Annotated in this window: 24 protein-coding genes; 14 read left to right on the top strand and 10 right to left on the bottom strand. The window is 45.6% G+C overall.

Going from position 1 to position 19,512, the window contains the following annotated elements; translation table 11 throughout:
* The first annotated feature begins 605 nt into the window (after positions 1-605).
* Positions 606-872, top strand: a complete 267-nt coding sequence (locus R7R78_RS07855; RefSeq protein ID WP_318070181.1) for a GIY-YIG nuclease family protein — start codon at positions 606-608, stop codon at positions 870-872.
* Here the strand turns inward: R7R78_RS07855 and R7R78_RS07860 are convergent.
* The 3 genes from R7R78_RS07860 to glpX all read right to left on the bottom strand — a co-directional run bounded on the left by R7R78_RS07860 (position 866) and on the right by glpX (position 3,888).
* Positions 866-1,216: a DUF3135 domain-containing protein gene (locus R7R78_RS07860; RefSeq protein ID WP_054576874.1), complete on the bottom strand. Its 351-nt coding sequence runs from the start codon at positions 1,214-1,216 to the stop codon at positions 866-868. The genes R7R78_RS07855 and R7R78_RS07860 overlap by 7 nt on opposite strands.
* 160 nt (positions 1,217-1,376) lie before the next feature.
* Positions 1,377-1,997, bottom strand: coding sequence for a helix-turn-helix transcriptional regulator (locus R7R78_RS07865; protein ID WP_137281673.1), 621 nt, complete (start codon positions 1,995-1,997; stop codon positions 1,377-1,379).
* A gap of 883 nt (positions 1,998-2,880) precedes the next feature.
* Entirely contained in the window at positions 2,881-3,888 is a 1,008-nt protein-coding gene (gene glpX, locus R7R78_RS07870; RefSeq protein WP_225473397.1) for a class II fructose-bisphosphatase, read from the bottom strand.
* Between the two features lie 348 nt (positions 3,889-4,236).
* Between glpX and zapB the strand changes: the two genes are divergently transcribed.
* On the top strand, positions 4,237-4,479 hold the full coding sequence (gene zapB / locus R7R78_RS07875; RefSeq protein WP_005379536.1) for a cell division protein ZapB: 243 nt from the start codon (positions 4,237-4,239) through the stop codon (positions 4,477-4,479).
* A 135-nt stretch (positions 4,480-4,614) separates the two neighbouring features.
* Here zapB and rraA read toward each other — a convergent pair whose 3' ends face one another.
* The 7 genes from rraA to priA form a co-directional block, all read right to left on the bottom strand.
* Entirely contained in the window at positions 4,615-5,121 is a 507-nt protein-coding gene (gene rraA, locus R7R78_RS07880; RefSeq protein ID WP_225473399.1) for a ribonuclease E activity regulator RraA, read from the bottom strand.
* A 76-nt stretch (positions 5,122-5,197) separates the two neighbouring features.
* On the bottom strand, positions 5,198-6,115 hold the full coding sequence (locus tag R7R78_RS07885; protein WP_005379538.1) for a 1,4-dihydroxy-2-naphthoate polyprenyltransferase: 918 nt from the start codon (positions 6,113-6,115) through the stop codon (positions 5,198-5,200).
* 1,111 nt (positions 6,116-7,226) lie between these two features.
* Positions 7,227-8,558: an HslU--HslV peptidase ATPase subunit gene (gene hslU / locus R7R78_RS07890; protein ID WP_132936723.1), complete on the bottom strand. Its 1,332-nt coding sequence runs from the start codon at positions 8,556-8,558 to the stop codon at positions 7,227-7,229.
* A 23-nt stretch (positions 8,559-8,581) separates the two neighbouring features.
* Complete coding sequence (gene hslV, locus R7R78_RS07895; RefSeq protein ID WP_033905999.1) at positions 8,582-9,133, bottom strand: ATP-dependent protease subunit HslV; 552 nt, start codon at positions 9,131-9,133, stop codon at positions 8,582-8,584.
* 115 nt (positions 9,134-9,248) lie between these two features.
* Positions 9,249-9,797 (bottom strand): cell division protein FtsN, encoded by a 549-nt coding sequence (ftsN, locus tag R7R78_RS07900; protein WP_017820300.1) that lies wholly within the window; start codon positions 9,795-9,797, stop codon positions 9,249-9,251.
* 225 nt (positions 9,798-10,022) lie between these two features.
* Positions 10,023-11,051, bottom strand: coding sequence for a DNA-binding transcriptional regulator CytR (gene cytR, locus R7R78_RS07905; protein WP_254901949.1), 1,029 nt, complete (start codon positions 11,049-11,051; stop codon positions 10,023-10,025).
* 303 nt (positions 11,052-11,354) lie between these two features.
* Positions 11,355-13,559 carry a primosomal protein N' gene (gene priA / locus R7R78_RS07910; protein ID WP_225473400.1) on the bottom strand — a complete coding sequence of 735 codons (2,205 nt, stop codon included), beginning with the start codon at positions 13,557-13,559 and terminating at the stop codon, positions 11,355-11,357.
* A 295-nt stretch (positions 13,560-13,854) separates the two neighbouring features.
* Here priA and rpmE point away from each other — a divergent pair, with 295 nt between their 5' ends.
* From rpmE to rpsQ, 12 genes are all read left to right on the top strand, one after another.
* Positions 13,855-14,076 carry a 50S ribosomal protein L31 gene (rpmE, locus tag R7R78_RS07915; protein ID WP_005379546.1) on the top strand — a complete coding sequence of 74 codons (222 nt, stop codon included), beginning with the start codon at positions 13,855-13,857 and terminating at the stop codon, positions 14,074-14,076.
* A 455-nt stretch (positions 14,077-14,531) separates the two neighbouring features.
* Positions 14,532-14,843: a 30S ribosomal protein S10 gene (rpsJ, locus tag R7R78_RS07920; RefSeq protein WP_004410492.1), complete on the top strand. Its 312-nt coding sequence runs from the start codon at positions 14,532-14,534 to the stop codon at positions 14,841-14,843.
* 14 nt (positions 14,844-14,857) lie between these two features.
* Complete coding sequence (rplC, locus tag R7R78_RS07925; RefSeq protein WP_005379555.1) at positions 14,858-15,487, top strand: 50S ribosomal protein L3; 630 nt, start codon at positions 14,858-14,860, stop codon at positions 15,485-15,487.
* Between the two features lie 17 nt (positions 15,488-15,504).
* Complete coding sequence (rplD, locus tag R7R78_RS07930) at positions 15,505-16,107, top strand: 50S ribosomal protein L4 (RefSeq protein WP_005379556.1); 603 nt, start codon at positions 15,505-15,507, stop codon at positions 16,105-16,107.
* Positions 16,104-16,406: a 50S ribosomal protein L23 gene (gene rplW, locus R7R78_RS07935; RefSeq protein WP_004398471.1), complete on the top strand. Its 303-nt coding sequence runs from the start codon at positions 16,104-16,106 to the stop codon at positions 16,404-16,406. The genes rplD and rplW overlap by 4 nt, the downstream gene beginning before the upstream one ends.
* A 15-nt stretch (positions 16,407-16,421) precedes the next feature.
* On the top strand, positions 16,422-17,246 hold the full coding sequence (gene rplB / locus R7R78_RS07940; protein WP_005383168.1) for a 50S ribosomal protein L2: 825 nt from the start codon (positions 16,422-16,424) through the stop codon (positions 17,244-17,246).
* Between the two features lie 21 nt (positions 17,247-17,267).
* Positions 17,268-17,546, top strand: coding sequence for a 30S ribosomal protein S19 (rpsS, locus tag R7R78_RS07945; RefSeq protein ID WP_004394525.1), 279 nt, complete (start codon positions 17,268-17,270; stop codon positions 17,544-17,546).
* A 10-nt stretch (positions 17,547-17,556) separates the two neighbouring features.
* Positions 17,557-17,889 carry a 50S ribosomal protein L22 gene (rplV, locus tag R7R78_RS07950; RefSeq protein WP_005383164.1) on the top strand — a complete coding sequence of 111 codons (333 nt, stop codon included), beginning with the start codon at positions 17,557-17,559 and terminating at the stop codon, positions 17,887-17,889.
* Between the two features lie 18 nt (positions 17,890-17,907).
* Positions 17,908-18,606, top strand: coding sequence for a 30S ribosomal protein S3 (gene rpsC / locus R7R78_RS07955; RefSeq protein ID WP_005383161.1), 699 nt, complete (start codon positions 17,908-17,910; stop codon positions 18,604-18,606).
* A gap of 11 nt (positions 18,607-18,617) precedes the next feature.
* Entirely contained in the window at positions 18,618-19,028 is a 411-nt protein-coding gene (rplP, locus tag R7R78_RS07960) for a 50S ribosomal protein L16 (protein WP_005379577.1), read from the top strand.
* A complete protein-coding gene (rpmC, locus tag R7R78_RS07965; RefSeq protein ID WP_005379576.1) occupies positions 19,028-19,219 on the top strand; it encodes a 50S ribosomal protein L29 in 192 nt (63 codons plus the stop codon). The genes rplP and rpmC overlap by 1 nt, the downstream gene beginning before the upstream one ends.
* Positions 19,219-19,473: a 30S ribosomal protein S17 gene (gene rpsQ / locus R7R78_RS07970; protein ID WP_005379575.1), complete on the top strand. Its 255-nt coding sequence runs from the start codon at positions 19,219-19,221 to the stop codon at positions 19,471-19,473. The genes rpmC and rpsQ overlap by 1 nt, the downstream gene beginning before the upstream one ends.
* Positions 19,474-19,512 lie beyond the last annotated feature (39 nt).

Below are 19,512 nucleotides of genomic sequence, written 5' to 3' on the forward strand. Positions count from 1 at the left end.
CATTAAAACCCGAATATACGCATGCATCTAATCTATTCTCGCTAAACAAGTTGTAATAACTCGGGAGTCCATATACTAGAATGACGAACTCTTTTGATTTAGAAACTGTTAAAGCCATCGTCATTCTGAACAGCGAGGAACGAGGTGACTCAGAATCTATCATCCGGCTGAGCAGTGGTTAGCTGAGCGGGAAAGAATAGGAGCTTGCTGATACCAGATTCTTAGTTTCGCTGCGGCTCGCTAGAATGACGGACTCTTTTGATCTAGAGGCTCTTAAAGTCATCGTCATTCTGAACAAAGAGGAACGAGTGTGATTCAGAATCTATCATCCGGTTGAACAGTGGCTAAGCTGAGCGGGAAAGAATAGGAGCTTGCTGTTACCAGATTCTTAGTTTCGCTAAAGCTCGATTGAGTGACGAGCTCCTTTGATTTAGAGTCTGTGAAAGCCATCGTCATTCTGAACAACGAGGCACGAGTGTGATTCAGAATCTACGCATAGAGCGCTCCGAGTTTGAAATAAACTGACTGAGCTTGCGAATTACAATGGAAAAGTAACAGCGAATAATGAAGGAGAATGAATCATCGATAAGACACCTTGCGTTTATATCCTAACGTCGAATAACAACGCCGTTCTCTACATAGGTGTTACCAGTCAGCTGCCCCAAAGAATATGGCAACATAAAAATGGAGTGGTGGAAGGGTTTACTAAGAAATACAACGTTCATAAGTTCGTTTACTTTGAGTTATTCGACGATATGGCTAATGCTATAAACCGAGAAAAGCAGCTCAAGCAGTGGAAGCGTGAGTGGAAGTTAGCCTTGGTAAGAGAAACGAACCCTAACTTTCTCAATCTATCTACTGAGTATCAGTAAAAATCATCCCTATCTTTAAACGCGTTTAAGCTAACCACATCCGCTTTTTGTGTCGGTGCCGCTTCCCCTTCTAGCGCTGCTTTGAACTTTACGACCTGTTTTCGCAACTCGTTCATCAATACCACATTGGTGTGATGAGGGTTTTTACACGTGCTGATGACTCTATCAATGTGGCTTTGTTGAGCCCACAATCTTTCTTTCATATCTTCTGATGCGCTTTCGATCATCTCTTTCGCCATCTCATGACGAAATTGCTCAAAAGCTTCTGGATCTCGCTCTGCCATTCGAACCATTTCATCGAATGGAGGAAGCGTTTGGGATGGGATATGACGTAGATTAGACATCGATGCTCTCCAAATCCTTATGGAAATTGCCTTTAGTTACTAAAAGCCTATACCACTAGAAAGAGGAGAGAGGATGAATTCTTCAGCCGTCTCACTTATAAGAGAAGCTTTCAAGCTTGAGATTGAATAAGTGCGGCATGTCGATGTTTGGTTGTGGTGGTTACTGCAGTTGTTGGATGCGGTAAACGCAGCGTCTTTGGCCACTAATGATGTGTTCGGTACGCTCTACTTTGGTGTCACGTCCAAGTAAAGACTGAAAGACACTTAATTCTGATTGGCACAAGCTTGGGCAGCGAGTTGCGGCTTTACAAATCGGACAGTGATTTTCGATCAAGATAAATCCATTCTCATCTTTCTCGAGCTCGGCCATATAGCCTTCTTGCTCTCTTAATGTGACGAGTATTTCTAGTTTGCTTTGCAGAGAGTCGCATTGCTCAAGATGCTGACGATAACTTTGTAATGTGAGTTTTTCCCTTTCTGATGTGACTTTTTCCAGTCCATCTTTGCCAAAGATATGTTCGACAGCTTCTATAAACTGAATGGTCAACTCACCGTGACGGTCAGCAAATTGCTCATGACCTTTTTGAGTGAGAGACCAATGACGAGCAGGGCGACCAACTTTTACTTTTACGTCATGGATAGAAAGAATGCCATCATCTTCTAAACTTTGCAGGTGCTGACGAGCCCCCATAGTTGTCATCCCTAGCTCAGAAGAGAGTTGTTTTGCAGTGACGGAGCCATCACGCTTAACGATTTGCAATATCCTATCTACGGTCTTCATATACCCACCATTTATACGTCAGTACATATTATGCGCGATAGGGTTAGTAAAGAAAAGTGTTGACTTAATTTGAGTGTGGATTTGTAGGGGCTATGTTCATATGAGCCAATATATGTCGTCATTCTGAACGGCGAGGGACGAGGTGATTCAGAATCTATCTTTTGGTTGAGCAGTGGTTAAGGTGGTCAGGAAAGAATAGGAGCTTGTTACTATTAGATTCTTAGTCTCGCTGGAGCTCGCTAGAATGACGAGTTCTTTTAATTTAGAGCTTATTAAAGTCACCGTCATTCTGAACAACGAGGAACGAGTGTGATTCAGAATCTACTGTCCGGCTGTGCAGTGGCTTAGTTGAGCGGGAAAGAAGCGGAGTTTGCTGTTACCAGATTCTTAGTCTCGCTGGAGCTCGCTAGAATGACGAGTTTTTTCGATTTAGAGCTTGCTATGGTAGCCGTCATTCTGAACAGCGAGGAACGAGGTGATTCAGAACCTATCGTCCGGTTGAGCAGTGGTTAAGGTGACCAGGAAAGAATAGGAGCTTGTTACCACTAGATTCTTAGTCTCGCTGGCGCTCGCTAGAATGACGAGTTCTTTTGATTTAGAGCTTATTAAAGTCACCGTCATTCTGAACAACGAGGAACGAATGTGATTCAGAATCTACTGTCCGGCTGTGTAGTGGCTAAGACGAGCAGGAAGAATAGGAGTTTGCTGTTACCAGATTCTTAGTCTCGCTGGTGCTCGCTAGAATGACGAGTTCTTTTGATTTAGAGCTAATTAAAGTCTCCGTCATTCTGAACGGCGAGGGACGAGGTGATTCAGAATCTACTGTCCGGCTGTGCGGAAAGAAAGGCTCAAGCTCAGACTGAGCGAGAGCCTCGAGAAATGCTTAAAGAATAATATCGCGTACTTCTGGATCTTTACGATCTAGGTAGTGAGTCGACTTAATGCGACGAATAGTACGGCATCGACCACGCACGAGCAGCGTTTCTGTGGTTGCAATATTGCCTTGACGAGAGATACCTTCCAGCAAGTCACCTTTAGTGATGCCTGTAGCTGAAAATACCACATTGTCGCTACGAGCCATGTCTTCCATTTTGAGTACAACATTTGCTTTTACGCCCATTTCATCGCAGCGTTTTAGTTCATCTGCACCGTAAATGCGGTTTTCTTCAGTATCGCCTTTTACTTCGTGACGAGGAAGCAGGCGACCGTGCATGTCACCGTCTAGCGCTCGAATTACCGCTGCTGATACAACCCCTTCTGGCGCACCGCCAATACAGTACATCATGTCCACTTCACTGTCTGGCATACAAGTTAGAATAGAGGCAGCGACGTCACCATCAGGCACCGCAAAAACACGTACGCCCATTGCTTGCATTTCTGCAATAACGTCATCGTGGCGAGGTTTCGCAAGGGTAATAACGACTAGGGTATCAAGTGGCTTGTTCAGGGCTTTTGCTACGTTCTCTAGGTTTTCTTTTAACGGCTTTTCTAAGTCAATTACGCCTTTTGCACCAGGGCCAACAACCAGTTTTTCCATGTACATATCTGGCGCTTTAAGAAAGCAGCCTTTCTCACCTGCGGCAAGTACGGCTAGTGCGTTCGATTGTCCCATTGCCGTCATACGCGTTCCTTCAATCGGGTCGACTGCAATATCTACTTCATCACCACCAATACCCACTTGCTCACCAATGTACAGCATTGGCGCATCATCGATTTCACCCTCACCAATGACAATTTCACCACTGATATCTGTTTTGTTCAGTAGCGTGCGCATAACTTCAACAGCTGCGCCATCGGCTGCGTTTTTATCGCCACGGCCAAGCCATTTGTAACCAGCCAGAGCTGCACCTTCAGTCACACGGGAAAATGCCATTGCTAAATCGCGTTTCATGATGTCTCCAAGTAAGCAAGAGGGAAGAAGAATTTGCGCGGCGATTCTATCACAAGGTCGAGTAAACGTTTGCCTTTTTGCGAGGCTTTTACTTTATCTAACTTGAATTTGATCAATACTTAGGGCGATTTTCAGCGTAGCGAGACGCAAAATCCTTGCTCAAAAATGCTTCGGCGACAAGAAAAGTCAGCGTTTAGTGAGATTGCGCTGATTTTTTGACCGAATGATGCAAAATATCGAATATAGTGAGTGTTTCTCATCGCGACGCTGAGTAGAATGAACCTTATATAGGTTAGGTGTGCATCAATCTCGCACATCGTCCCAACGGAATAACATAGGTAGGCCAAGATGTCTTTTGAAGTACTAGAACAACTAGAATCTAAAATTCAAACTGCAGTTGACACAATCACTCTTCTTCAGATGGAAGTCGAAGAGCTGAAAGAAGATAAAGCTAAACTTGCGGAAGAAGCGAACGAGCTTCGCTCTCAACGTGAAGAGCTAGAGCAAAAAGCACAACAAGCACAGCAAGAGCACGCACAATGGCAAGAGCGCATTCGTGCACTACTTGGCAAAATGGACGAAGTGGAATAATTCGGCTTCTTCATTCCAAATTAAAAACACCCGCGTTAAGCGGGTGTTTGTGTTTTAGGGAAGTAGAAAATGTTAAGACAAGGCTAGGCGCTAAGAGCCAAGAGAAGACCCTATAACTTAGACACCTAAGACTCGCTATGCTTCTTCATCCAACTCTAAATCAATATTCAATGGTTCAGGCGACAGGATAATTCCGGTGCTATCAGCATAAATATAATCTTCAGGTAAGAAGCTGACGCCGCCAAAGTTGACTGGTACATCCAATTCGCCAATCCCCTGACTGGTCGCTCCAACAGGAATAGAAGCGAGGGCTTGAATGCCTAAGTTCATATCTTCAAGTTCATCTACTTCACGAACACAGCCGTAAACAACAATGCCTTCCCACTCGTTTTCTTCCGCAATGGTTGCGATTTCTGCATCGATAAGGGCTTTACGTAGGGAACCGCCACCGTCAATTAACAAAACGCGACCAAGTCCATCTTGCTCTAATGTCGCGCGGATCAACGAATTATCTTCAAAACACTTGATGGTGGTGATTTGCCCGGCAAATGAAGCGCGACCGCCAAAGTTACTGAACATTGGTTCAACCACATCTACCTGATCGAGGTAGATATCACAGAGTGCTGAGGTATTGTATTCCATAGCGTACCTTTCTAAACAGAAATTGGTTGTCTTTGAGTATATCTAGGCATTAAGTCAATGCAATGACAATCCTTTTTTAACTTACTAGAGTTTGAGCTACCACAATTGTTGCAAACAAAACGTTGGTGACTAAAGAGCATTTCACGATGACTGGCATCATTGGTGCTATCTGAGCGGGCTTTTGTGTATGCCAAACCGCTTTACCATGATCGGCCACGAAATAAATACTAAGTAAAAATGGCAAGCTAATCCAAACGGGTTTGTCTTGAATTAACAAGTAAGCCGCAAAGGCAAGAATAGCACCGCCAAGTAAAACAAAGTGGTAATGCTTGGCTTTGCGTTGACCCAATCGCACTGCGACTGTGCGTTTACCACACTCTCGGTCGTTCTCGATATCACGCATATTGTTGATGTTGAGTACTGCAACGGCGAGTAAACCGCAGCCTAGAGCAGGTAAGAATAGCGTGGTATCTACGTGACCAGTATGCAAGAAATAAGTACCGGATACGCCGAGTAAACCAAAAAACAAGAAAACTGAAATATCGCCAAGCCCCACGTAACCGTATGGTTTGCTACCCATGGTATAAGCAATGGCTGCGAGAATGGCCAGAATTCCCAGCCCGATAAAAGTGACAATGCTTTCCAGTGAACTTAGTGAATAGAAAACCAACACCAAGCCTGAAATGGCGGTCAGAGCGATGTTAAAGATAATCGCCTGTTTCATCTGTTTCGCACTTACCGCGCCTGACTGCATCGCTCGTAATGGGCCGAGGCGTTTGTCGTTATCTGTACCTTGAACGGCATCGCCATAGTCGTTTGCCAGGTTGGACAGAATTTGCAGCAATGTCGCGGTTACGAAAGCCATGATGGCAATCGTCAGTGAGAAATGACCCGCCGAGTACGCGAGCACGCTACCTGTTAAGATAGAGACCAATGCCAGAGGTAATGTTTTTGGACGAGCGGCTTCAAGCCAGATCTGTAGAGATTGTTTCATGGAAATTTCGTGCTAGTAACCAATGTGCCCAGTATAAGCACAAAGAGGCAGATACGCTATTGACCTAAAACAACTCAGCTAGAAGTCAAAGGGTTATTCAGAATCTATCGTCCGATTGTGCAGTGGTGAAGGTAAGTTGGAAAGAAAGGCGTTTGCTGTTAGCAGATTCTTAGTCTCGCTTGAGCTCGCTAGAATGACCAGGTCTTTTGATTTAGGTGTTGTCAAAGTCACCGTCATTCTTAACAACGAGTGTGATTCAAAATCGATCATCCGATTATGCGGTGGTGAAGGTGAGTGGGAAAGAATAGGCGTCTGTTGTTACCAGATTCTTAGTCTCGCTTGAGCTCGCTAGAATGACGAGACCTTTTTGATTTAGGTGTTGTCAAAGTCACCGTCATTCTGAACAACGAGTGTGATTCAGAATCGATCATCCGATTGTGCGGTGGTGAAGGTGAGTGGGAAAGAATAGGCGTCTGCTGTTACCAGATTCTTAGTCTCGCTTGAGCTCGCTAGAATGACGAGAGCTTTTGGTCTAGATGTTGTCTAAGTCACCGTCATTCTGAACAGCGAGGAACGAGTGTGATTCAGAATCCATCATCCGATTGTGCAGTGGTGAAGGTGAGTGTGAAAGAATAGGCGTCTGCTGTTAGCAGATTTTTAGTCTCGCTTGAGCTCGCTAGAATGACGAGATCTTTTGATTTAGATGTTGTCAAAGTCACCGTCATTCTGAACAACGAGGAACGAGTGTGATTCAGAATCTATCGTCCGATTGTGAAGTGGTGAAGGTGAGTTGGAAAGAAAGGCGTTTGCTGTTAGCAGATTCTTAGTCTCGCTTAAGCTCGCTAGAATGACGAGAGCTTTTGATCTAGATGTTGTCTAAGTCACCGTCATGCTGAACAGCGAGGAACGAGTGTGATTCAGAATCGATCATCCGATTGTGCAGTGGTGAAGGTGAGTTGGAAAGAAAGGCGTCTGCTGTTAGCAGATTCTTAGTCTCGCTTGAGCTCGCTAGAATGACGAGATCTTTTGATTTAGATGTTGTCAAAGTCACCGTCATTCTAAACAAAAAGCCCAGAAACAAGGTTCTGGGCTTTGGTAAAATAGATTGCGTTTAAAGAATAAAGCGGCTTAGATCTTCATCTTCAATTGTGTCGCCTAGGCGCGCTTTCACGTAAGCGGAATCAATAATGAATTTAGCGCCAGATTGCTCCGCTGCGTCGTAAGAGATTTCATCCATCAAGCGTTCCATTACGGTGTGTAAGCGACGAGCACCGATGTTTTCTGTGCTCTCGTTGACCGTCCATGCCGCTTCCGCGATTTGCGTGATACCATCTTCTGTGAACTCGATGTCCACATCTTCCGTTTTCATCAACGCAACGTACTGCTCTGTTAGAGAGGCTTTTGGTTCTGTCAGAATGCGTTTGAAGTCGTTGCTGCTTAGTGCTTCTAGCTCAACACGAATTGGTAGACGGCCTTGCAATTCTGGGATCAAGTCAGATGGTTTTGCCACTTGGAATGCACCAGATGCAACAAACAGAATGTGGTCTGTTTTTACCATGCCGTGCTTGGTTGATACCGTGCTGCCTTCAATCAATGGAAGTAGGTCGCGCTGAACACCTTCGCGTGAAACGTCTGGGCCTGAGCTCTCGCCGCGTTTACAGATCTTGTCGATCTCATCGATAAATACGATGCCGTTGTTTTCAACGTTGAAAATCGCTGCTTCTTTCAGCTCTTCTTGGTTAACCAGTTTCGCCGCTTCTTCTTCCGCTAACGCTTTCATTGCGTCTTTGATTTTCAGCTTACGTTTTTTCTTAGTGTCGCCAGCGAGGTTTTGGAACATGCCTTGCAGCTGGTTAGTCATCTCTTCCATACCAGGAGGCGCCATGATCTCTACGCCCATCTGCGGTGCGGCTACGTCGATTTCAATTTCTTTATCGTCTAGTTGGCCTTCACGCAGTTTCTTACGGAAGATCTGGCGAGTGTGAGAAGACTCTTCCGTTTGCTCTGCTTGACCCCAACTATCACGTGCTGGTGGCAGTAGCGCATCAAGAATGCGTTCTTCCGCTTGTTCTTCTGCGCGGAATTTCACTTTTTCCATCGCTTGTTGATGCGTCATTTTCACAGCGACATCGGTTAGGTCACGGATGATGGTTTCAACTTCTTTACCAACGTAACCCACTTCGGTGAATTTTGTCGCTTCAACTTTGATGAAAGGGGCATTTGCCAGTTTTGCGAGGCGTCGTGCGATTTCAGTCTTACCAACACCAGTAGGGCCAATCATCAAGATGTTTTTTGGCGTCACTTCGGCACGCAAGCTTTCTTCAAGCTGCATGCGGCGCCAGCGGTTACGAAGTGCAATCGCAACCGAACGTTTGGCTTTTTCTTGACCGATAATGTGGCGGTTCAATTCATGAACGATTTCGCGAGGCGTCATTTCAGACATATTCTTTCCTTACTTCGTTACGATTACGCGGTTGGTTTTTCAGGCTCTATTGTTGAGTCTAGCTCTTCTACCGTGTGGTGATGGTTAGTGAAGACACAAATGTCACCCGCGATATTGAGAGCTTTTTCCGCGATCTCACGAGCATCTAGATCTGTGTTTTCTAGTAGGGCGGTTGCGGCAGCTTGTGCGTAAGCACCACCAGAGCCAATCGCAATCAGGTCGTGTTCTGGCTGTACGACATCACCATTACCGGTAATGATTAACGATGCGGTTTCGTCGGCAACGGCAAGTAATGCTTCGAGCTTGCGCAAAGCACGATCGCTACGCCAGTCTTTAGCTAGCTCAACTGCCGCTTTGGTTAGGTGACCTTGGTGCATTTGCAGTTTGCTTTCGAAGCGCTCAAAAAGGGTGAAGGCATCCGCAGTACCGCCGGCAAAGCCCGCTAGTACTTGGTTGTTGTATAGGCGGCGAACTTTGCGCGCATTACCTTTCATTACGGTATTGCCTAGAGATACTTGGCCATCACCCGCGATGACGACTTTATTATTTCGACGTACAGATACAATGGTAGTCACAGTCGACCTCTTGATTATTTCTCTTTGGATTTAATTCAGTATATGGGGGAGGAGAAATGGGGATTCAAGGGGGCAAAAAGAAAGGCCCTAGGATCTTAGCTCCTAGGGCCTGAGTTTAAAGATTTTCTTTCCAAATCGCGCACGGCTCGATTTTCGCGCGTTGCAGTTTATGACGGTCACGTTCTGCATCACGTTTGAACTTATACGGACCTAGCACCACACGATACCATGAACTGCCTTCTTTCTTACGAATCTTGCTCGACATCCCTTGGAACGCGATTGCAAGCTTGCGCTCTTCCGCTTGTGCCTGAGTTTTGTACGCGCCACACTGCATGATGTAAGGAATTTTAGAAACTTCAATTTCTTTAGCCACAACTTCAACTTCACGTTTCGGTAGTGACTCAACATATTCCCATTTTTCTTCTGGTGGTGGCGGCAAGTCTTTTTTCGGCTTTGGTTTGCTGACAGTGGTTGTTGGCTGCTTCACGACTGGTTGTTTAGGTTCTGGGTCGCTACTCAAAAGGTAAAGACCATAGCCAAAACCGCCCACGAGCAAGATAGCGAGCAGGCCACTGCGCCAAGGTTTTTTTCTTCTCGGCGGCTGTTTTTTTGTCGACTTTTTTGGGGCGCCTCGCCCCCGTCTTACATAATCTCTATTTGCCACGGTTATTTCTGGTCATCAAGGATTCTTGCAAATATGTTAATCCAGAACGAGTTGAGAAAACACCCTATTGATAGAATCTTGATAGCTAAAGCGCGACAACGCCCGAGTGTAGGAGTGTGTTTCCGTTCTCACTTACATTTATTCAGGGATACACAAAAAGCAGGAGGGGTAAATAAAAAAGCGGCGCCTTAGCACCGCTTTGGGGATGAATACCTAATCTTTAGGTTAAGGGCGCTGTGGTGGCGCTGCACTTCCACGAATGACGAGATTAGTTTCAAGCAGACGCGAGCCTGAATGCACGTCGTGGCCTTTTAACATCTCGAGCATCATTAGCATCGCTTGTCGACCAATCTCATAGCGAGGTTGAGATATGGTGGTCAACGGTGGATCGCAGTACTGAGCGAAGTTAATGTCATCAAAGCCCACAACAGAGAGATCTTGCGGTACTCGTAAGCCAAGCTTTTTCGCTTCTTGAATTGCGCCGATGGCCATTGTGTCACAGTGACAGAAAATAGCCGTTGGTGGTTCTGGCAATTCGAGCAGTTTACGAACGGCTTTTGCTCCGCCATCAAAAGAGAACTCAGTAATGACACTATATTGTGGATCTTTATTGATGCCGGCACGGCGCAGGGCTTGTTGGTAGCCTTGCTGGCGGAACTGACACAATATTGCTGTATCTGGTCCAGAGATTTGAGCAATGCGTTTATGACCTAATTGGGTCAGGTAATTCACCGCTTCAAATGCTGAGGTCAGGTTATCAATATGTACTGTCGGAAGCTCGAGCTCTGGCGCAAATTCACACGCCATTACCATCGGAGGTAAGTTCTTTTGCTCTGGCTTACTGACATCGAATGGTAGATCTGTACCAAGCAGTAGCATTCCATCTGCCTGCTTAGTAAATACGAGGTTTACGAAAGAGCTTTCGCGTTTCTTCTGTTGTCCGCTATCGCCCAGCAGGACTAGATAGCCATGTTCCATGGCTGCATCTTCAATACCGCGAATAATTTCAGAAAAATAAGGATCACAGATGTCGGGAACGATAGTAACAATGGTTTTTGATTCGTTTCTACGTAAGTTACGCGCTAATGAGTTTGGAGAATAACCCGCTTCAAGTACGGCATCTTCTACTCTCTTTCTTGTAGAAGAAGAGACTTTCTCTGGATTCATTAAGGCTCGAGATACCGTAGCCGTAGACACTCCCGCAAGCTGGGCAACATCCTTCATTGTCGCCATAGTTTTTAACCTCTCATTTATTTTTTGCCAAGATGACGTTATTCCGGTTTGAAATCAGAGTAATCAAACCGAGTGAGAGCTGTATTTGCTCTTCGCTCAGTTCGTGTTAACGAGTGGGAAAATGGATTCTTCACCGCGATATCAATTTGTGGGAATAGTCATTGTTTTAATCTAAGCCTGTGCAAACAAGTCACTTTAGACTTTTCTAATTTGGATAGTCTATTCATTTCTAAAGTGAAAGTTACGGTCTGTTTAACAAAAATTGTAATCTTGGTGTGATTCTGGTCACATTAAATGGTAATTCATTACATAGTTAAACGTTTGCTAGCTGAGATCTTGTGGTTCTATGTCTAAATTCCAGCGTACTTTCTTAGCATTTGGCAACAACTCAATAGCAGGTTTGGCACTGGTTAATAACTTTTGCATCAATGAACGATGCTGAGTTTGCAGTAATAGTTGCCAGCGGTATTTACCAGCCCGCTTAGCCAAAGGTGAAGGAGTAGGGCCTAACACCATGCAGGAATCATCGAACAGAGGGTGTGACTCTAACGTAAAGCGAACCTGACGCAGGAAGTCTTCAACTACCTCACTTTGGTTCGCCTCTGCTTTATACAGAGTCAAGAAACTATAAGGCGGAAGCTGAGCCAGTTTGCGTTCTTCCAGAGCAGTCATAGCAAAGTGGCGATAGTCTTTTTGAAGCAGGGCCTGCAGCAAGCTGTGCTCAGGATGGTGGGTTTGTAGGATAACCTCGCCAGGTTTACTTGCGCGGCCGGCACGACCTGCGACCTGAATAAACAACTGCGCTAGTCGCTCGGAAGCGCGGAAGTCACTACTATAGAGAGAGCCATCAACATCCAAAAGAGCAACGAGTGTTACATTTGGAAAATGGTGCCCCTTAGCCAGCATTTGGGTGCCAATCAGAATTTGATGTTCACCTTTACGAATCGATTCAAGGGCATCTTCCAAACTACCTTTGCGACGTGTGCTGTCTCTGTCGATGCGAATGGCGTTGTATTCTGGAAATAACTGAGCCAATTGTTGTTCGAGTTGTTCCGTTCCTACGCCGACGGTAACCAGTTGAGTTGAACCACACCCCTGACATTGATGAATTACCGGTTGTTGTGAGCCGCAGTGATGGCAGCGTATTTCGTTGCTGTAATGGTGGAACGTATAGTACGCATCACAACGTTTACATTCTGCAATCCAACCGCATTCATGGCACATCAAAGCGGGCGAAAAGCCTCGGCGGTTAAGAAACAACATTACTTGATTGCCCGCTTTTAAATGCTTGCGCATCTCGGCAATCAGTTGGGCAGATAAGCCACTTTCTAAATACTGACCTTTTACATCTAACACTTTATTAGTGGTTGGCACGGCAGAGCCAGCTCGTTGGGTTAGTGTTAAATGGTGATATTTGCCTGACAAGGCATTGTGCAATGTCTCCAGTGCAGGTGTGGCTGAGCCCAGAACAATCGGAACTTGTTCTTTATGAGCGCGCATTACAGCAACATCGCGTGCATGATAACGCAAGCTATCTTGCTGTTTGTAAGAGGTGTCATGTTCCTCGTCCACAATGATAATCCCGAGATCAGCAAAAGGCGCGAGTAGGGCAGAGCGTGTGCCGATAATGATTCCGGCCGCTTTGTCGCGTGCAGAAAGCCACGCATTCAGACGCTCCGTCTCGTTTAACCCGGAGTGGATGACGTCAACTGGCACATTAAAACGGCGTTTAAAGCGGTTGATGGTTTGGGGCGTTAAGCCAATCTCTGGTACTAAAACCAAGGCTTGTTTCCCTTGCTCTAAAACTGGCTTGATAAGGTTGAGGTACACTTCTGTCTTACCTGAGCCCGTGACGCCTTCTAATAAATAGCAAGCAAAACCTGTTTGGCTATTTACACTTGCAATAGCCAGCGCTTGTTCGTGGTTGAGCTTTGGCTTCTCGACGTCGCATTCAACGTGCTGTCCCCACTGGGTGATTACAGGCTTCTTCTCGATACGTTCAATCCAGCCTTTCTCTTCTAAAGACTTTAGTACTGTTGAGGCTATCTCTTGGTCGACAAATTCCTGGTGAGGCAAAGCGCCGTTAACCAACATTTGCAAGACCTTCTGTTGTTTGACCGCTCGACGATCAAGCCCTTGCATCAGCTTGTCTTTACCGGATTCGGTAATTTGCCACTCTTGTAACGTCGCAAAATCTGCAGGCTTTCCTTTACGTAGAGCTGCTGGCATCGCATTGTGTAGCGTATCTCCAAGTGGGTATTGGTAGAACTGGCTGCACCAAGTCAGCAACGAATAAAGCTTTTCAGACCATATCGGCTGAGAATCAAGAACTGCTTTGATTGGCTTGAGTTGATCTTTGGGAAAGTCCGAGTGATTAACCATTGCGGTGACGATGCCGACTAAGGTTTGGCGTCCAAAAGGCACGGAAACGCGTCCACCAATGATCGGAAACAGGTGCCCCGGAATGGCGTAATCAAATTGTTTGTCGAGCGGAACGGGTAATGCCACTCTAGCAATGGTTGGACGCATAAATTCTTAGCTATTAAAAAGAGGGAAAGGAAATGAGAGTCTATTAAAATCGGTATGGAAATTCGAGTAAAGCTATGTGATTCAGCGTGAATCGTGCCTCTATGATTAGTCTGGCTAAAAAAGTGGCGAAAAAGTTGCCAAATGTGTTGATCCGAGCAATGTGATTCTTTACTATATCGCGCCTTGAGATATGGCTTCGGCAATTAGTTGATGCGGTATCCCATTTTATTATTAATTGCGTGTGGTGTGCGGCTTAGATTCGTATAGCGACACGGCCTACTATTGAGGTTATCCCATGAAAGCTGGTATCCACCCAGAATACAAAGCAGTAAAAGCGACTTGTTCTTGCGGCAACTCTTTTGAGTTCAACTCTACTCTAGGTAAAGAGTCTATCCACCTAGACGTATGTGACAAGTGTCACCCATTCTACACTGGTAAGCAACGTATCGTTGATACAGGCGGCCGTGTTGATCGCTTCAACAAGCGTTTCGGTGCACTATCAAGCGGTAAGAAATAATAGCAGCCGCTATTACGATTACAGTTTAGAAAAGGACGCTTCGGCGTCCTTTTTGTTTAATGGCTACCAAGCGAAGAGGGATGTATAGGGTTTGGAATATTCCCGATTATTTTTCACTCAGCGCTTGCAACCTAAAGTGTGATCTGTATAATGCAGCGCACTGGTTAAGCCAGTTGTGAACCAATGAGCAGTGAGGAGCGAGCAAATCTAAGGATTTGTGAGGTAATGTATACTCAGCTTATGTTCGCGGTTAATACAATTAGCTATCTTTTCTTCGGAAAAACTATCCTCAAAGGTGACTTTGGCATATAGGGATAGTTAATCGAAAATTAACTGACAATGCGTCCTAATCTTGGATGCTACGGTTTCACATAAATCAATCGGCATTCTCTCGTCTTGACGAGTTTGAGTGGCGATATTGTTTGTGTAATTTATTAAATTTGGAGCTCTGTCTCATGCAGAACCAACGTATCCGTATCCGCCTAAAAGCTTTCGATTACAAACTAATCGATGCTTCTACAGCGGAAATCGTTGAAACAGCTAAGCGCACTGGCGCACAGGTTCGTGGTCCAATCCCACTGCCAACTCGTAAAGAGCGTTTCACAGTTCTTATCTCTCCACACGTTAACAAGAAAGCACGTGACCAGTACGAAATCCGTACTCACAAGCGTCTAATCGACATCGTTGAGCCAACAGACAAGACTGTTGATGCTCTAATGCGTCTAGACCTTGCTGCGGGCGTTGACGTTCAAATTAGCCTAGGTTAAGGGAGATTAGAAGTATGATTGGTCTAATCGGTCGTAAAGTGGGCATGACCCGCGTATTTACTGAAGAAGGCGTTTCTATCCCAGTAACAGTTGTTGAGGTTGAAGCTAACCGTGTTTCTCAAGTGAAAACTCTTGAAACTGACGGCTACGCAGCAATCCAGGTTACAGCTGGTTCTAAGAAAGCTAACCGTGTAAACAAAGCTGAAGCAGGTCACTTTGCTAAGGCTGGCGTTGAAGCTGGTCGCGGTCTTTGGGAATTCCGTTTAGAAAACGGCGAAGAGTTCGAAGTTGGTTCAGAACTAACTGTTGAACTATTCAACGAAACTAAGAAAGTAGACGTTACTGGTACATCTAAGGGTAAAGGTTTCCAAGGCGCTGTTAAGCGTTGGAACTTCCGTACTCAAGATATGACTCACGGTAACTCATTGTCTCACCGTGCTCCTGGTTCTATCGGTCAATGTCAGACTCCAGGTCGCGTATTTAAAGGCAAGAAAATGGCAGGTCACATGGGTGCTGAGCGTGTAACGACTCAAAACCTAGAGATCGTACGTGTTGACGCTGAGCGCAACCTGCTTCTTATTAAAGGTGCAGTCCCAGGCGCAACTGGCGGCAACGTGATCGTTAAACCAGCTGTTAAAGCATAACGTCTCAGGAGTAAGTAATGGAACTAATGGTTAAAGGTGCCGATGCACTAACTGTTTCCGAAACTACTTTCGGACGTGAGTTTAACGAAGCTCTTGTACACCAAGTAGTTGTTGCGTACGCAGCAGGTGCTCGTCAAGGTACTCGTGCTCAAAAAACACGTTCAGAAGTTTCTGGCGGTGGCGCTAAGCCATGGCGTCAAAAAGGTACTGGCCGTGCGCGTGCTGGTACAATCCGTAGCCCAATCTGGCGTACAGGTGGTGTTACTTTTGCTGCGAAACCACAAGATCACAGCCAAAAAGTAAACAAAAAAATGTACCGTGGTGCTATGAAGAGCATTCTTTCTGAGCTTGTTCGTCAAGAGCGTCTAATCGTTGTTGATAACTTCTCAGTTGAAGCACCAAAGACTAAAGAGCTAGTTGCTAAGCTTAAAGAGCTTGAGCTAACTGACGCTCTAATCGTGACTAGCGAAGTAGATGAGAATCTATTCCTAGCTGCTCGTAACCTATACAAAGTTGACGCACGTGATGTTGCTGGTATCGATCCAGTATCTCTAATCGCGTTTGACAAAGTTGTAATGACTGCAGAAGCAGTTAAGCAAGTAGAGGAAATGCTAGCATGATCACTGAAGAGCGTATCCTAAAAGTTCTACGTGCACCGCACATCTCTGAAAAAGCAACTATGGCAGCTGAGAAAGCGAACACTATCGTTTTCAAAGTAGCTAAAGATGCGACTAAAAAAGAGATCAAAGCAGCTGTAGAAAAGCTATTTGAAGTTGAAGTTAAGTCTGTAAATACTCTTATCACTAAGGGTAAGACCAAACGTCAAGGTCTACGCCAAGGTCGCCGCAGCGACGTTAAGAAAGCGTACGTTACTTTGAAAGAAGGTCAAGATCTTGACTTCGTTGGCGGCGCGGAATAACAGGAGTAGTTAAAAATGGCTATTGTTAAATGTAAGCCGACTTCCCCTGGTCGTCGTCACGTTGTTAAAGTTGTTAACGCTGACCTACACAAGGGCAAGCCATACGCACCTCTTCTAGAGAAAAACTCTAAGAACGGTGGTCGTAACAACAAGGGTCGTATCACAGTACGTCACATCGGCGGTGGTCACAAGCACCACTACCGTGTAGTTGACTTCAAACGTACTAAAGATGGTATTCCAGCGACAGTTGAGCGTCTTGAATACGATCCAAACCGTAGCGCAAACATTGCTCTAGTTCTTTACAAAGACGGTGAGCGTCGCTACATCCTAGCACCTAAAGGTGTTGTAGCTGGTGATGTTATTCAGTCTGGTGTTGATGCACCAATCAAAGCTGGTAACACTCTACCAATGCGTAATATCCCAGTAGGTTCAACAGTACATAACGTTGAACTTAAGCCTGGTAAAGGTGGTCAGCTAGCTCGTTCGGCTGGTGCTTACGCTCAAATCGTTGCTCGCGACGGTGCGTACGTAACTATCCGTCTACGTTCTGGCGAGATGCGCAAAGTTCTTTCTGAAGGCCGTGCAACAATCGGTGAAGTTGGTAACTCTGAGCACATGCTACGTGAACTTGGTAAAGCAGGTGCATCACGTCATCGCGGTATCCGTCCAACGGTTCGTGGTGTTGTAATGAACCCGATTGACCACCCACATGGTGGTGGTGAAGGCCGTACTTCTGGTGGTCGTCACCCAGTATCTCCTTGGGGTATGCCTACTAAAGGCTTCAAGACTCGTAAGAACAAACGCACTGACAAGTACATCGTACGTCGTCGTAACAAGTAATCTATATAAAGAGGAATCGCCATGCCACGTTCTCTCAAGAAAGGTCCTTTTATTGACCTACACTTGCTGAAGAAGGTAGAGAAAGCGGTGGAAAGCGGAGACAAAAAGCCTATTAAGACTTGGTCCCGTCGTTCAATGATCATCCCTACGATGATCGGTTTGACCATCGCTGTCCATAATGGTCGTCAGCACGTACCAGTATTTGTAACTGATGAAATGATCGGTCACAAACTGGGTGAATTCGCACCAACACGTACTTACCGCGGTCACGCTGCGGATAAGAAAGCTAAGAAGCGCTAAGGAGTAGATAATGGAAGCAATTGCTAAACATAACTTTGCTCGCATTTCGCCTCAGAAAGCTCGCTTAGTTGCGGATCTAATCCGTGGTAAATCTGTTGACCAAGCTCTAGAAATCCTAACGTTCAGCAACAAAAAAGCTGCTGCACTAGTTAAGAAAGTTCTAGAGTCTGCTATCGCTAACGCGGAGCACAACGAAGGTGCAGATATTGACGATCTGAATGTCGCAAAAATCTTTGTAGATGAAGGCCCAACCATGAAGCGTATTATGCCTCGTGCTAAAGGTCGTGCGGATCGTATCTTGAAGCGTTCAAGCCACATCACTGTTGTTGTAGCAGATCGCTAGAGACTAGGAGAGTAAGCAATGGGTCAAAAAGTACATCCAAATGGTATTCGTCTAGGCATCGTTAAGCCTTGGAATGCTACATGGTTTGCTAACACCAAAGATTTCGCTGACAACCTAGACGGCGACTTCAAGGTACGTCAGTTCCTTACAAGTGAACTGAAAAAAGCGTCTCTATCACGTATCGTTATCGAGCGTCCTGCTAAGAGCATCCGTGTGACTATTCACACTGCTCGTCCAGGCGTTGTTATCGGTAAGAAAGGTGAAGACGTTGAGAAGCTACGCGCAGCTGTAGCTAAAATTGCAGGTGTACCAGCGCAAATTAACATCGCTGAAGTACGTAAGCCTGAACTAGATGCGCAACTTGTTGGTGACAGCATCGCGTCTCAGCTAGAGCGTCGTGTTATGTTCCGTCGTGCTATGAAGCGCGCAGTACAAAACGCAATGCGCCTAGGCGCTAAAGGTATCAAAGTGGAAGTAAGCGGTCGTCTAGGCGGCGCTGAAATCGCACGTTCAGAGTGGTACCGTGAAGGCCGTGTGCCTCTACACACTCTACGTGCTGACATTGATTACGCAACTTCTTCGGCTCACACTCAATACGGTGTGATCGGCATTAAAACTTGGATCTTCAAAGGTGAAATCCTAGGTGGTATGCCAGCAGCTAACGCTGTAGAGCCTAAAGGCGACAAGCCTAAGAAGCAGCGTAAAGGCCGTAAGTAAGGAGTCGACAGATGCTACAACCTAAACGTACTAAGTTCCGTAAGGTTCAGACTGGTCGTAACCGTGGTCTAGCTAAAGGTACTGATGTAAGCTTCGGCGAATTCGGTCTTAAAGCTGTTGGCCGTGGTCGTCTAACTGCTCGTCAAATCGAAGCGGCACGTCGTGCAATGACACGTCACGTTAAGCGTCAAGGTAAAATCTGGATCCGTGTGTTCCCAGACAAACCAATCACAGAAAAACCACTTGAAGTTCGTCAAGGTAAGGGTAAAGGTAACGTTGAGTACTGGGTAGCCCAAATCCAACCTGGTAAGGTTATGTACGAAATGGGTGGTGTACCTGAAGAATTGGCACGTGAAGCGTTCCGTCTTGCGGCACGTAAACTGCCTTTCAAAACTACATTTGTAACTAAGCAGGTGATGTGATGAAAGCACAAGATCTACGCGAGAAAAGCGTTGAAGAGCTTAACGCTGAGCTAATGAATTTGCTACGCGAACAGTTCAACTTGCGCATGCAAGCTGCGACTGGTCAACTACAGCAAACTCATACTCTGAAAGCTGTACGCCGTGATATCGCACGTGTGAAAACTGTTTTGACTGAGAAGGCAGGCGCATAATGAGCGAAGTAAAACGTACTCAACAAGGTCGTGTTGTTAGCGACAAGATGGACAAGTCTATCACTGTTGCTATCGAACGTTTCGTAAAACACCCAATCTACGGTAAATACGTAAAACGTACGACTAAAGTACACGCACATGACGAGAACAACGAGTGTGGCCTAGGCGACACAGTTGAAATCGCAGAGTGTCGTCCACTGTCTAAGACTAAGTCTTGGACTTTGGTAAAAGTTCTAGAAAAGGCGAAGATTTAATCTCGTTAATTCTATGAAACTAAAGCGGCTCCAAAATAT

The organism is Vibrio sp. 2134-1 (assembly GCF_033339495.1).

Coding starts and splice junctions, on each gene's coding strand:
- rpsS (WP_004394525.1), top strand. CDS start 17,268: ATGCCACGTTCTCTCAAGAAAGGTCCTTTTATTGACCTACACTTGCTG.
- rpsQ (WP_005379575.1), top strand. CDS start 19,219: ATGAGCGAAGTAAAACGTACTCAACAAGGTCGTGTTGTTAGCGACAAG.
- rpmE (WP_005379546.1), top strand. CDS start 13,855: ATGAAAGCTGGTATCCACCCAGAATACAAAGCAGTAAAAGCGACTTGT.
- glpX (WP_225473397.1), bottom strand. CDS start 3,888: ATGAAACGCGATTTAGCAATGGCATTTTCCCGTGTGACTGAAGGTGCA.
- rplD (WP_005379556.1), top strand. CDS start 15,505: ATGGAACTAATGGTTAAAGGTGCCGATGCACTAACTGTTTCCGAAACT.
- R7R78_RS07865 (WP_137281673.1), bottom strand. CDS start 1,997: ATGAAGACCGTAGATAGGATATTGCAAATCGTTAAGCGTGATGGCTCC.
- rplV (WP_005383164.1), top strand. CDS start 17,557: ATGGAAGCAATTGCTAAACATAACTTTGCTCGCATTTCGCCTCAGAAA.
- priA (WP_225473400.1), bottom strand. CDS start 13,559: ATGCGTCCAACCATTGCTAGAGTGGCATTACCCGTTCCGCTCGACAAA.
- rplP (WP_005379577.1), top strand. CDS start 18,618: ATGCTACAACCTAAACGTACTAAGTTCCGTAAGGTTCAGACTGGTCGT.
- R7R78_RS07860 (WP_054576874.1), bottom strand. CDS start 1,216: ATGTCTAATCTACGTCATATCCCATCCCAAACGCTTCCTCCATTCGAT.
- rraA (WP_225473399.1), bottom strand. CDS start 5,121: ATGGAATACAATACCTCAGCACTCTGTGATATCTACCTCGATCAGGTA.
- rplB (WP_005383168.1), top strand. CDS start 16,422: ATGGCTATTGTTAAATGTAAGCCGACTTCCCCTGGTCGTCGTCACGTT.
- rpsJ (WP_004410492.1), top strand. CDS start 14,532: ATGCAGAACCAACGTATCCGTATCCGCCTAAAAGCTTTCGATTACAAA.
- rplW (WP_004398471.1), top strand. CDS start 16,104: ATGATCACTGAAGAGCGTATCCTAAAAGTTCTACGTGCACCGCACATC.
- hslU (WP_132936723.1), bottom strand. CDS start 8,558: ATGTCTGAAATGACGCCTCGCGAAATCGTTCATGAATTGAACCGCCAC.
- rplC (WP_005379555.1), top strand. CDS start 14,858: ATGATTGGTCTAATCGGTCGTAAAGTGGGCATGACCCGCGTATTTACT.
- R7R78_RS07885 (WP_005379538.1), bottom strand. CDS start 6,115: ATGAAACAATCTCTACAGATCTGGCTTGAAGCCGCTCGTCCAAAAACA.
- rpsC (WP_005383161.1), top strand. CDS start 17,908: ATGGGTCAAAAAGTACATCCAAATGGTATTCGTCTAGGCATCGTTAAG.
- rpmC (WP_005379576.1), top strand. CDS start 19,028: ATGAAAGCACAAGATCTACGCGAGAAAAGCGTTGAAGAGCTTAACGCT.
- zapB (WP_005379536.1), top strand. CDS start 4,237: ATGTCTTTTGAAGTACTAGAACAACTAGAATCTAAAATTCAAACTGCA.